Source organism: Methanosarcina sp. UBA5, assembly GCF_002505485.1.
Lineage (GTDB): Archaea > Halobacteriota > Methanosarcinia > Methanosarcinales > Methanosarcinaceae > Methanosarcina.
In genome coordinates, this window is record NZ_DAVG01000137.1 from 43,847 (window position 1) to 56,624 (window position 12,778).

Annotated in this window: 9 protein-coding genes; 5 read left to right on the top strand and 4 right to left on the bottom strand. The window is 40.7% G+C overall.

The features are described 5' to 3' along the window. Positions 1 to 211: 211 nt before the first annotated feature. Positions 212 to 883 (bottom strand): RibD family protein, encoded by a 672-nt coding sequence (locus tag BP621_RS16975; RefSeq protein ID WP_292391925.1) that lies wholly within the window; start codon positions 881 to 883, stop codon positions 212 to 214. A gap of 157 nt (positions 884 to 1,040) precedes the next feature. Between BP621_RS16975 and BP621_RS16980 the strand changes: the two genes are divergently transcribed. Both BP621_RS16980 and BP621_RS16985 read left to right on the top strand, forming a co-directional pair. Continuing rightward, positions 1,041 to 1,952 (top strand): ABC transporter ATP-binding protein, encoded by a 912-nt coding sequence (locus BP621_RS16980; RefSeq protein ID WP_292391926.1) that lies wholly within the window; start codon positions 1,041 to 1,043, stop codon positions 1,950 to 1,952. Beyond that, positions 1,945 to 3,195 carry an ABC transporter permease gene (locus BP621_RS16985; RefSeq protein WP_292391927.1) on the top strand — a complete coding sequence of 417 codons (1,251 nt, stop codon included), beginning with the start codon at positions 1,945 to 1,947 and terminating at the stop codon, positions 3,193 to 3,195. The genes BP621_RS16980 and BP621_RS16985 overlap by 8 nt, the downstream gene beginning before the upstream one ends. Positions 3,196 to 3,906: 711 nt before the next feature. On the opposite strand, the gene BP621_RS16990 is transcribed toward BP621_RS16985, so the two are convergent. Then, positions 3,907 to 5,478 carry a PAS domain-containing protein gene (locus BP621_RS16990; protein ID WP_292391929.1) on the bottom strand — a complete coding sequence of 524 codons (1,572 nt, stop codon included), beginning with the start codon at positions 5,476 to 5,478 and terminating at the stop codon, positions 3,907 to 3,909. A gap of 466 nt (positions 5,479 to 5,944) precedes the next feature. On the opposite strand from BP621_RS16990, the gene BP621_RS16995 reads away from it, so the two are divergent. Then, complete coding sequence (locus BP621_RS16995) at positions 5,945 to 6,736, top strand: flavodoxin family protein (protein WP_292391930.1); 792 nt, start codon at positions 5,945 to 5,947, stop codon at positions 6,734 to 6,736. Between the two features lie 1,665 nt (positions 6,737 to 8,401). On the opposite strand, the gene BP621_RS17000 is transcribed toward BP621_RS16995, so the two are convergent. Both BP621_RS17000 and BP621_RS17005 read right to left on the bottom strand, forming a co-directional pair. After that, positions 8,402 to 9,613 carry a serine hydrolase domain-containing protein gene (locus BP621_RS17000; RefSeq protein ID WP_292391931.1) on the bottom strand — a complete coding sequence of 404 codons (1,212 nt, stop codon included), beginning with the start codon at positions 9,611 to 9,613 and terminating at the stop codon, positions 8,402 to 8,404. Then, a complete protein-coding gene (locus tag BP621_RS17005; RefSeq protein WP_292391933.1) occupies positions 9,592 to 9,840 on the bottom strand; it encodes a hypothetical protein in 249 nt (82 codons plus the stop codon). The genes BP621_RS17000 and BP621_RS17005 overlap by 22 nt, the downstream gene beginning before the upstream one ends. Positions 9,841 to 9,893: 53 nt before the next feature. Between BP621_RS17005 and BP621_RS17010 the strand changes: the two genes are divergently transcribed. Both BP621_RS17010 and BP621_RS17015 read left to right on the top strand, forming a co-directional pair. Then, positions 9,894 to 11,201: a C45 family autoproteolytic acyltransferase/hydolase gene (locus BP621_RS17010; protein WP_292391934.1), complete on the top strand. Its 1,308-nt coding sequence runs from the start codon at positions 9,894 to 9,896 to the stop codon at positions 11,199 to 11,201. Positions 11,202 to 11,209: 8 nt separating this feature from the next. Continuing rightward, on the top strand, positions 11,210 to 12,778 hold a 1,569-nt coding region (locus BP621_RS17015; protein WP_292391936.1), incomplete at its 3' end, for a DPP IV N-terminal domain-containing protein.

Consider the following 12,778-nt stretch of genomic DNA (forward strand, 5'->3'; position numbering starts at 1 on the left):
AAATAGGAAGCATAGAACTTCTCAAAGTTTAATAAAAAGGCTTTTTTCCTCTCTTGAAAGGAAAAATCTTCATTTTTCACCTCATAACAGAACATATATATTAAAAATGTTGAGAATATTTTAATTGACCATGATCTTAAATGACAGTGATTGGAGAGGAAGAACGCTCTTAAAAGAGAAAAGTTTGTATAAATAGATGGTTTCAACTTTTTTATTCTTTCAAAACCCGGTACACCAGATGTACGTATTGCTTTTCCACTATTTCGTCTCTTAAAAGTTCAAGCCGAATCCCGTTTTTTTCCAGAGTCCTGAAAAGATTTGTCCCATTCTTCCCTACAATTTCAGGGGTAAGAATAAGGCTGATTTCTTCTACAAGTTCATGTTCGAGTAGTATACTGTTCAGCACTCCTCCACTATCCGAAACTACAAGTTCAAAACCATACTTTTCGTTTGCAATCTCCAGTGCCTGTCTGATGTTTACACGGTCTGTTCCGGTCCGTATGAAATCGTAATTTCTTTCTTTGAGGTAATTTATATAAGCTTCAGGAGTCCTTTCCGAGACCAGAACGATTGCATCTTTGCTGAATTCGGAACGCCTGAACACGTGCATTAACCCTTCAAGGATTCCCTTTGAGTCCGCGATCAACCAGTATGCCCTGGGATCATCCGGCTGGATTTCAGGCTTCATGAAGTCCGATTCTTCTTCAGGCGGAATTTTTTCGCAAAAGAACTGGGTTCCGGTTTTTGCCGTGTTCGAGCCGACTATCATGGCATCGGGCAGGTAACCGCTAAGGATTTTGTAATGAATCTCAAGATTTGCTTCGAAGCCCGTAGTGGAGCCATCGAGACTGACACTGTTGTGAATGATTAGTTTAGGTATCATACTATCCCCTGAATTTTTCTTATTTCCCCAATTGAATTCCTATTACCATTTTTATGCAAAATTACCACTTTATTAAACGCTGAATCTACTTTTAATTTATTTGAAGTTTCTATTAAATATCGAATAAGTTATCTATATTGGAACGTATTTAATTTGGATGCATACTTTGGAATTTGAGAGTGTATCAAAGTCTTTCTCAGAAAGGAATGTTCTTGAGGATATCTCGTTTTCAGTGAAGCATGGCGAGATCTTCGGGCTTCTAGGGCCAAACGGGGCAGGAAAGACAACGCTTATCAGGCTTCTTCTTGATATTATCAGACCGGACTACGGGGAAATACGTGTTTTTGGGGATTTCCTGGGCCCTGCTGCAAAAAACAGGATAGGATACCTTCCCGAAGAACGAGGATTGTATAAGAAAACAAGACTTCTGGATATGCTGGTTTATCTTGCACAGCTTAAAGGCATACCAGAAAAACAGGCTCATTTAAACGCCGAATCCCTTCTCCAATCCCTGGAATTGGATCAATACAAATATAAAAAAGTTGAAGAGCTTTCCAAAGGAATGCAGCAGAAGATCCAGTTTCTTTCTGCAATTATCCATGAACCTGAACTCGTAATCCTTGACGAACCCTTTTCCGGACTTGATCCTTTAAATACAAAGACCGTTATGGACAGAATCCTGGGGCTCAGGGCAGCAGGAAAAACAATAGTCCTTTCCACACACATGATGGAGCAGGCCCAGACACTTTGTGACAGGATCCTTATGCTTAATAACGGCAGGAGAGTACTTTACGGCCCTGTGGATGATATTAGGAAGGAACGTGGAAATAACTCTCTGATTGTAGAATTTGCAGAAAAAGGAGATTTGAACGCAATTCGGGAAATTTCTGGCATAAAGAAAGTAACAGAACATGGAAAATCGGTTGAAATTTTCCCTGAGGAAGGAGTAAGCGTCCAGATTCTCCTTGAGGAGCTTGTCCGGAAAGCAAATCTCCTGCGTTTTGAAAAAACGCTTCCCTCTCTGAATGAAATCTTTATCGAAACCCTGGAGAGTGCCTCAAATGAATAGTTTTCCCGGGAAAACTTTTATTATTGCAAGACATGAGTTCCTGAAAACAATAAAGCGTAAAGAATTTCTTTTTATGACCTTCTTTTTCCCAGTCCTGTTTGCAGGAATCAGTATCCTTCCGGCAGTGCTTTCAGGCATGAACCCTGCTGAAGACCAGAAAGTAGGTTATATTGATATGACCGGCTCCTTTGGATTTCCAGAATCAATCCAGAGCGAAGGTCTGTCTCTAGGATCCTCAGGAGCAAAAACCTCAGTTACAGAGTTTGTAATGTACAGGGAAATTTCCGATGCAAAGCAGGCCTTACAGGCAGGCCAGATTTCTTCCTATCTCGTTATTCATGAAGACTTTCTTAACACCGGAACAATAGAACTGTATAGTCTTGAAAAAGCATCTGTGTCAAATTTTGAATTGTCTTCCAAACTCTCTGATATTGTTATTACTTCCCTCCTTAAGGACAAAGTGGATGAGCCGACTCTCAATAGAGTCCGAGATCCGGTTAATATAAAGTTTTATAATGTAGGAGAGAGCGGAGAGTCTTCTGAGCGGGGTATTGCTGATATTTTTGCCAGCTTTGGTCTTCCTCTTCTTACAGCTTTTCTCCTTCTCTTCAGTATTTTTTCGTCGTCCGGCTTCCTGCTTCGCGGCGTTGCCGAAGAAAAGGAAAACAGGATAATAGAGATCCTACTGTCTTCCGTAACTCCTTCCGAAATCCTTACAGGCAAGATCCTCGGGCTTGGTGCAGTCGGCCTTCTGCAAATCGGAATCTGGCTTGCAGCAGTAGTTTTCGGAAGTGGCTATGCTCTTCCTATACAAATCGAGCCTGACACTCTCCTTTTCGCTTTTATTTATTTCGTGCTTGGCTTCCTCTTTTTTGCCAGTATAATGGCAGGAATAGGAGCAGTTACTGGCTCCCTTCAGGAAAGTCAGCAGGTTGCAGGAATTTTCACTTTTGCAGCCGCATTACCCCTAATATTTATGCAGCTTATCCTTACAAACCCAGGCAGCCCATTTTCAGTCTTTCTTTCCCTCTTTCCTCTTACCTCGCCTGTAGCCATGCTTACCAGGATGGGAGCAACAACCGTGCCTATTTCTCAGATTCTTGCCAGTATCTTTATTCTGTTGATTTCAGTTCATGTTGTGATCCTACTTTCGAGCCGGCTTTTCAGGACTTATCTGCTCATGTACGGGAAAAGACCGAAAGTAAAGGAAATCTGGAAGAATATCTGGACAGGATCAAGATAAAGGAAAGGACAATAAAATGGTGCTTTTAATTGTTATGTAGAACTCTTAAACTCTTAAATTGATTAAAAGGGTTTTTGAGCGCTTTGTCTTCAAAGGGAGCCAAATAATAAAGTCTCTTCCTACAGGATACCTTGTAAAAATATCGGAATAATAAGACCCCATTTTAGGTAAACAAAGGTGCTCAATTGATTAATATAATAACTGGTTAAATAAAATGCAATTTAATCGTTAATATTTTATAATATTAAATACATAATATAAATTGGTTCATAAGGGAGTACTGTGAAATGGAGGAAAATGCCGGACAGCTTCAAAACTGATCCAGTAATGAACTTCATTAACATAGAACAAACCTTGTGAACCACCTGACTGATTTTGATTCAACTTTTGTTCATCAACTTTTTTGATTCAACTTTTGTTCATCAACTTTTGTTCAACGTTAAATTTACGAACAGTTCATTTCTCAGGCTTTCTTTTACTTTCTTTTATATCCTCAGTTTTGTTCTACTCTCAGTTTTTCACTTTCACGGTGAGTCAAGCAGTTTCTCGATTCGTACAGTAATTTTGCTCTTTGCCCTAGATCAATGCAGAATATCATAGGGTTGTTGTGGTTTGGGCTGTTGTTGTTTGCTTGCCTTGGCAGCAATTTTTTCGGCATCAGACAATTTCCTATAGCAGTCTCTTTATGAGGACAGAGGAGAATTTCGAAGCTTATGATAGTTCTGCTTGAATGCAGACTGGAGCGATATAGTTTACCACCTGGAGAGCGATACTTTCAAGGAAGTTTCGGATACTCCAGGGAATCTTATCCACAGTATGGGAGGCAAAGTTCAGGCTGCCTACAATCTCCCCTCTGTACTTAAGAGGGATTATAGCAACAGCTTTTATTCCTTCTCTCTTTACTGCGTCAACCGTTGTATGGGAGTAGAATTCCAGTGAGTATATGGGCTTTCCAATCAAGATTTGCCTTGCCTCCAGAGAATCTGCCTTATATCTGGAAACTTTTTCCCTAAACTCAGGGGAGATTCCCCTATATGCTACCAGGTTTATCTGGTCCAAGAGTTCATCCTTGAGATATATACACCCTGTATCGAGTTCGTTTATTTGAAGGCAGGAATCAAGAACATGGGAGAGTATTGTCTGGAGATTCCAGGTAGTACTCAGTTCTTTTCCGAGTTCTCTCTGGATTTCAAGCATTTTCTGGGCTCCTTTTCTTTCGGTAATATCAACTACAAGGCCCTGAAGATGGGTTGCTTTTCCGTCCTTGTCTCTCTGGATAAAGGTTTTCTCTTCTACCCAGAACATTTTTCCGTCCCCTGTGAAAATTCTGTATTCAATGTCGAAAGAATCCTGTCTCTCTGCAATGTTGCGTTTGAGGGTTTCAATAACTGAGCCTATATCATCCCTGTGAATTATGCTTTTATAAGGGACTTTTCCTGAAGTAAAATCTTCTACCGTATATCCCAATAGAGTCACATTTTCTGAGACGTACTCCGTTGGTAGATTTTCTTTGTTTTCCCACAAAAAAGCCACTGCCTGGCTGTTATTGATTATGGTTCTTAACATCTTCTGAGTTTCTAAAGACTTTCTGAGGGCTTCTTCGCTCTTCTTCCTCTCAGTTATGTCCAGCACAAGCCCTTGCAGGTGAGTCACTTCTCCGTCAGGACTCCGCTGGATAAACGTTCTCTCGTTTACCCAGTGTAGGTCTCCGGCTTTTGTAAAGATTCTATACTCTATATTGAAGTCAACTTCACCCCTTCGGATGCGGTCTTTAAGTAAATCTTTAACTCTCTTCAAGTCATCGGTATGAATGATATCTCCATACAGTACCCTGCCTGAAATAAAGTCCTCAACTGTGTACCCAAACTGGACCACATTTTCAGAGACAAAGTCTGAAGGCCATTTTTCTTCGTTTTTCCAGAGAAATACTACCGCATGACTATTATTTACCACTGTTCTAATTATCTCCTGCATCTCAAGGACCGAAAGTAAATCCACAATCCCTATTGCCGCAATAACCTTTCCGTCCTCTGAGAGGATGGGGGAAACGGCTACGTTCCTACCCAGATATGTGCCTTCCTTAGGCACTCTGCGTATGGTCTCGCCTGTCCTGAGCACCTCTTCGAGTACAGGGCCTGTATATTCTCTGTCAAGGATTTTACCATTCTCCAGGCGAAGTCCCCTTCGCTTGAGGCTGCGGATAGTAGTTGGAAGCCCAATAAGGGAATGCACTGCAACAGCTATTGATTCAAGTTCCTCAGATCCTGCATCTTCAGATATCAAAGAAGTAATTTTTCCACCCCCAGAAAAATCCTGATCTAATTCTTTAAACTAAAAAGCAGAAGAGTTTCAACAGGACGAAACTAAAAACTAAACCTTTCATACATCCTTTTTTCCTTATCTTAATTCCTTTTTTAACGGTTATATAATTATTCTTAATTTTATTATTTATATAATTGAGATTTTTCCCAAACTTCTAGATTCCAATTCCCTTTGAGACGGTTCTTTTCTGGTTTCTCTTTCTGGTCTGGATCCAGATTCCTCAGCGAGTGTGGTTTCCTAACCGGCGCGAAAACGTAACAGTTGCAGGTAATTTTGATATATGTTAGCAGACCAGTTAAATACTATACTTCATGTGATATTTTCAGCTAGGTCAAAGGCAATAATCTGGGTCTGTTTTCGCAGGAATTCTTCAGGTTAAAGGTTGAATTTATACTAGTTTGGTTCGAACATCAAGAGTGTTTAAATCATGAAAATCTTGGTTATAATGGGAAGCCCGCGGAAAGGCAACACATACAAAGCTGTGAAGAAAATCGAAAAATTCATGCAGTCTCTAGGTGATGTTGAATTTGAGTATCTTATGCTCAAAGACGCAAATCTATCGCAGTGCCGCGGTTGTTATATGTGTATTATGGAAGGAGAAGATCACTGCCCCCTTAAAGAAGAATCTTCGGTTCTTGAGCAAAAGATGCACGCTGCCGATGGTGTCATTTTTGCTACTCCGGTCTATGTTATGAATGTTTCTGGGTCCATGAAGACTTTCATTGACCATTTCGCTTATGTTTGTCATCGCCCTCGTTTTTTCGATAAAAAGGCCCTTCTTCTCTCTACCACAGGCTCTCTGGGTCTTAAGAGAGTTCTTGATTACCTCAAATTTATAGTTGGTACATGGGGTTTTGAGGTATCTCATAGTGTTGGCCTTGTAATTCCTGCAAGACAAATCTCGAAGAGGAACGAACAGGAGAATGACCGGAAACTTGAGAAAGCTGCACTTATATTTTACAATTCCATTATGAAAAAACGTCATTCTCCTGAGCTCATAGATGTACTGGCATTTCATTTTCAAAAGGTGAGTTTTGGTAAGCCTGGGTACACTGCTCCTGCTGACTATGCGTACTGGAAAGAAAAAGGCTGGCTCAATCCAAAAGCAAAATATTATGTGGATGTACCGGTTAATCCTGTTTACAACGCTATCGGCTTGATCTCCGAACAGATAATGAAAAGGAAAATGCGAAAGGAAATGGCCGAACTAAGAAAATAAATTCCTTTTTTAAATCAGTCTTCAATTTTTACTTTATACATAAGCTGATCCCAAAACCAACTTTATTCCTAAAATAGTAGATTTTTTGAACTGTTTTCATGATTAGAAGCTCAAGCAGTAATTGCAAATTCGAGATCTCAAGAAGCAATTTTGAGTTTTGGGATCAGCTCCATAATAATTAGATAATAGTCCTGAGCGTCCTATTAACTGCCTGGCCTCTAATGGCCTAGTTAACTCGATAGGCTACTAGATGGCTGATTCTGCAAATCTTGGAGCTCCTGTTGGCTATAAGATTTGACAGCCTTAAACCCAGATCTTTTATGTAAAAATCATGGATTAAGCTACATTTTAAAAAATTTAACAAAGCCATAAAGTTTGGATGGGTGTTATGGCATTTCACTTCTATCATGTTTTAATTCTAGAGCCTATCTTGGGAACTGTTAATGATGAAGGTAAAATGGCTTCTTAGATGAGCCTTAATCTAAGATGCCAGGGCTTAAGCAATGAGGTACAAAATCAAGTTAGTAATTACGTGTAAAGAATAATTCATACAAATATCTAGTAAAGTCAGGGAAAATAAATATGAGATAGACAGCAAGCTGCCCAATAGGACAACTAGGCTTATATCCAATACAACCTAATTCCCATATTCCATTTACACAAACCGCTTTCCCATGAATACACACAGGTTTTGGTCCCGTACAAGGTATTGCACTTGTCGCTGTGGCTGCCAATGACACTAAAAACAAGACTAAAAGCAAAATAGCCACTGCCTTTTCTAGCTTTTTGCAAAAGTATCCAAAATATTAAGCACATTTATTAATTATACTAAAAATTTGAAAATTTATATTCAATGAACTAAGGTATATCAAGCGAATAAATATATCCTACCTGTAGTAGAAATTTATATTAATAAGCCCATTTCTGCATTAGTGTAATTTTATTTGGCTCATATCTACTTCAGACATTCCCATTTTCCATTCTTAGGGTTACAGAACGCATGCTTTCCACTAGAACAACTAGGCTTATGTCCAGTGCATGTTTTTAATTTGGGTAGTTTGGGAAAACAATCCCATTTTCCATTATTACAGACCGCTGACATCCCTTTACCACAAGAAGGTTTTCCCTTACAAGTTTTTGAAGTTTGTGCACTTGCCGCAATGGCTGTCAATGATACTAAAAATAAGACTAAGAGCAAAATAGCCATTGCTTTTTTAATTCTATTCGATGTTTGAGTTTCCAAGTATAAACCCCCTACCTTGTTTTTTCAATTATATTTTATTATGTTATTGAGAATCAATAGCAATGTATGAGTATGATTTTTCAATGAATAATAGTACAGTAGAAATATAAATAAGAAACCGATAATAATTAAAACCTGAAGTTATTAAATCAAGTTTTTACATTTTTCTTAAAAATGTTATCTTCTTTAGCTGATTCCAGCTTTTTCAAAAAATTCTGGAGCGCAAAGGTATTGGGCCACGAAATTAAAAAGATACTTATGAACTAGTGCTCTTGCATAAAAATACAAAGTGAAGAGATTAATCATAACACATACTCAATTAGATCTGAGACATAACAGATAAGGCGAGCTTTTAAAGGATTTAATATAGGCCTTAAAAGTTTAGAGTGCGTAATGGGATACGCCCTCTAGCAGCTTTGTTCCTAAGATTCTATCTTCGGGAAGGCTCTGAAACCAGTATGCAAGTATTTGATCCTCCCATCTTTGCTTGGCATGAACCTGATATGCATTGGCTCGGGATTCTCAGGAATAGTTTGAGTGAATTGGTCCTTACCTACCTTCTCTAAAGCAACCTCACGATCCTTAGTCTTAATCATAAGCTTGTTATCTTTTATTGTGACACTGGTGATGTTCTCGGGTTGAGGGTTCTGATTCTGTTCCATTGAGTAGTTACCTACGTACCTGATCATCTCAGACTCGTTTGTTTCCATAGGCTTTGGTTGAACCTCCGATTTTAGAGGCAACATAAGCTCAAAAGCCTTCTTAGTGGAGTTGGGCATATTTCTGTCTGCGCCATTATCCAGGATAATCAGGGCGAACTTGTGCTCAGGCACCATCTTGAAAACGCAAGAAAAGCCTTCAAGGTTTCCTCCATGCTCCACTACATCAACACCTCGGTAGTTATGCAAAATTAAACCATAGCCATAGCTTCCATCAGGATAATAGCTATACAATGGAGTATGGGGCGTGGACATCTCATTTATCACCCGAGATGAGAGAACCTGCTTGCCATCCAAGGTACCATTATTCATCAGGGCCGTAGCAAATCTACCCATATAATTGACATTGGAGAAGAGGTATCCAGCAGGCCACTCGGGAACATCCTCCTCAAAAGGCCTATAGACCGTCACATTTATCGATGCATTTCCAATGTGTCCCATAGACATTGGATGGGTCACAGCAGTTTCCAGGTAGAATGTAGAGTTGTTCATGCCCACAGGCTTTAGGATTCTCTCATCCACTGCATCAGGATAAGGCTTTCCTCCCACGGTCTGGGCCAAGTAGCCAATCAGGGAAAAACCTGTGTTTGAATAAGAGAAGATCTCTCCTGGATCGGTGAAGAAACTGGAGTCGTTCAATGTCCTTATATACTCCTCCAGACCGGATTCAACGTCCCATTTATCTTTCTCATAATCTCCAGAGTCTTCTTTCAAGCCAGCTGTATGGCTGAGAAGCTGGCTGGCTGTAACATTGGACAGTATCGGGCTTAGATCTTTTATGTAACAGCCCACGGACTTGTTGATATCCACCTTCCCCTCTTCAGCCATAGATAGAAGTGTATAGGCAGTGAAGGGCTTTGTAGTGGAGCCTATCATGAACAGAGTCTCTGGTGTTACGGGCTGTCCAGTCTCCACGTTGTGGCCACGCCAAAACCTTTTGCATAAACGATCTTATCGCCGCTAACTATAGCCACGGCGCATCCTGGCGTGTTGGTTACGTTAAGTTCTTCTTGAATGGTCTTATCCAGGGAACTAAAATCGGTTACGTTAGAGGCATAGGTTATATTATTAGAAGCAGCAACTGCAGATGGTGCTATCAGGGCGACCATTAGCGCAATATATAGAAGCTCTATCGCTCTCATACAAATCTCCCCATTTGCGTTTATCTTGGACTATAACATCAGCTCAGAGCATATTGTATGTAAGTATTATAATAGCAAATTTTATAATTAATCTATTTATAATTTATAATCATACTTTGATCCTGGGGGGGAGTCAATTTAGCCAAAGCGCGTTTTTTGCAAAGAAGATAGTTCATTCTTTATTACTATTCATACTCCTGGCTATAGCTTGGCAGCCTGTAATGGGAGCAAGCGCTGACAATGAAAGTTTAGTCCTGAATACCAAAACTCCTATAATGACCTTTGAGGGCGGCAAGCTCTACAAAACTGGATCTCTGAACATAGTCGAGCTTCACGGTAGCTATAGGGAAATGGGAAGACAGTATGGGGCGCTACAAAAGAAGGAGCTGAACGAAATTTACGGTAATATAAGTGCCGACTTCTACAAAAATCCCGAGTTTACATATGATGTCATGCTGCAGGATGCAAGATATAACTTCAGGTTTTATCCGCAAAGATACAAGGAGATCATATACGGAATGGCTGAGACCTCAGGTCTGGGGCTTGATAAGCAGTTGATAGTCAATGATTTAGAAACCTACGTAAACTTACAGGAAGGGCAGTGCTCAGGAGTCGCTGCATGGGGCAACTATACCTCCGGTGGCCCGCTTGTCTTCGGTCGAAACTACGATATGGGGCCAAAATTCGCTAATTACGCAACTGTAGCTATCTACAACCCCGATGATGGAAGTATTCCCGTAGCAAGCATAACTTACACAGGAGTTATCTATGTGACCTCAGGCATGAATAAAGAAGGGATGTTCCTGGAGCTTAACAATGGCCAGATCTCCGAGAATATGCAGCGTGATAATAGAGTATTCTCTCCAGTTTCTTTATTCTCATTCCTGGAGAGTTCGACTGATCTCGATCAGATTGACGCACAATTCCATACATCCTATCCTGATAATGCGTACATAGTGAACGTAGCTAACGAAACAGGGGCATATTCTTACGAATGGGCAACCTCTGATGTCGTGCGCAGGGCACCCGATAAGGATGGCCTGCTGGTAGCCACAAATCACTTCGTCGATCCTTCCTGGGGATTAGCGCCTATTGCATTAGATGATCAGGACCCTGCATTTACAGCACATAGGCGTGCAAATCTGCTTGCCCTGGGTGAGAAATATAAAGGAAAGTTTAATCCCGAGGTCATGATGGAGACTATGAGCATTCCCCTGGAGAAAGGTGGAGCATTTAGAGCTCCTAACGTCACAAGTTATCAAATAGTCGCCGTGCCCAAAGAGCTGAAGGTTTGGGTCAGAGTACCAGAGGTGCAGGAATGGACTGAGGTAGATCTGAAGCCGCTATTTAACGAAAAATGAGTATTTTCTTGAGTGATCGAGTACGAGGTATCAATATGCTGATCCCAAGAGCATTATGGCTATTGAGCATTAAGCCACCTAAACGGCAGAGTCTCACAAGCATCTGCTTTTTTTCCCTGGTTATGGTATGCCTTCTAATGTTTCCCGCAATGACGCCTTTGGCAGAAGCTGGAACTAATAATAATGCGACTGGGTTCTCAGCTACCCTCACTGGCTATGAAAATGCGGATAAATTCTTACCTGAAAATGCAGCAGCATCGATGTTCAATGTCAGCATCACCCCTAATTGGATAAATCGCACTAATTCCTTCTGGTACACAAAGAATGACCGTGAAGGCAAGAAGTTCATGCTCGTAGATACTGTAAATCTAACTAAGGATGAAGCCTTCGACCATGAGCTGCTTGCTAAGGCTCTCTCTAACGCATCCAAAACCGATGTCAACTCATCAGATCTTCCCTTTGATAAGATCACATTCCTGCCTGGCATGAGCAGCATACGTTTTTCTGCATTCACCAAATCCTGGCAATGTGACCTCCAGAGCTACCGTGTCAGTAATGCTTCGCCCTGGGCTGAGGAATCTAAGGGAGAGTTGCTTTCACCTGATGGAGAGCTTGCTGCTTTTGTAAAGGATCACAATATATGGATTAGGGAGATGGAAACGGGCAAAAATTATTCTCTGACTAGCGATGGCATTAAGGACTATGGCTATGAGGATTCAGATTTCTTCAACGATACTGTTACTGATGAACGCTTGGGGATAAAACCTGATCTTCCTGAATCTACAATATGGTCTCCCGATTCAAGGAGAATAGCCACATTCAAAATGGATCAAAGGAATGTCACTCCTATCTCGCTGCTGCAATATGTGCCCGAGAATAGTTCCAGGCCAAAGGTTTGGACATATAAGTATCCTATGCCAGGAGACGAATATATACCAATGTATGAGCCCATGGTGCTGGACGTAGTTTCGCGGAAGGTCATTCCTGTTAAACATAGTGCTTATCCTGAGACAAAGGAACTAACATATTCTTATTATTGGAACAAAGCAGGCGATACTCTATACTCAATTTACGATGAGAGGGATGAAAAGAAGCTTCACCTTCTGAGAATAGATCCTTCAACCGGTCAAGCAAAAGAAATCCTTAACGAGAGCGCATCTACCTATATTGAGTGGCAACAACCGAATTTCAAGGTACTGGACAATGGCGGTTTCATATGGTTTTCTGAGCGCAGTGGTTATGGGCATCTTTACCTCTATGACAATAACGGAAGCCTGAAAAATTCCATTACGACGGGAAACTGGACTGTAAGAAATCTCTTATATGTGGATGAAAACAGGTCTCTGGTATACTTCACGGCTGGAGGTCGAGAGACAGGTAGAGACCCATACTATCAACACTTGTACAGGGTTAATTTGAACGGGAGCAACCTGGAACTTCTCACTCCTGAAGATGCTGATCATCAAATAAGCATGGCACCGGATGGAAGCACCTTTGTTGATACTTATTCCAGAGTGGATCTTCCGCCAGTTACTTTGCTGAAATCAAGTAATGGAAATACACTGCTCACTCTGGAA

What these genes read in the sequence shown, in the direction of transcription:
- BP621_RS16980 (WP_292391926.1), top strand. Translation starts at nt 1,041, where the DNA reads ATGCATACTTTGGAATTTGAGAGTGTATCAAAGTCTTTCTCAGAAAGG.
- BP621_RS16995 (WP_292391930.1), top strand. Translation starts at nt 5,945, where the DNA reads ATGAAAATCTTGGTTATAATGGGAAGCCCGCGGAAAGGCAACACATAC.
- BP621_RS16985 (WP_292391927.1), top strand. Translation starts at nt 1,945, where the DNA reads ATGAATAGTTTTCCCGGGAAAACTTTTATTATTGCAAGACATGAGTTC.
- BP621_RS16975 (WP_292391925.1), bottom strand. Translation starts at nt 883, where the DNA reads ATGATACCTAAACTAATCATTCACAACAGTGTCAGTCTCGATGGCTCC.
- BP621_RS17005 (WP_292391933.1), bottom strand. Translation starts at nt 9,840, where the DNA reads ATGAGAGCGATAGAGCTTCTATATATTGCGCTAATGGTCGCCCTGATA.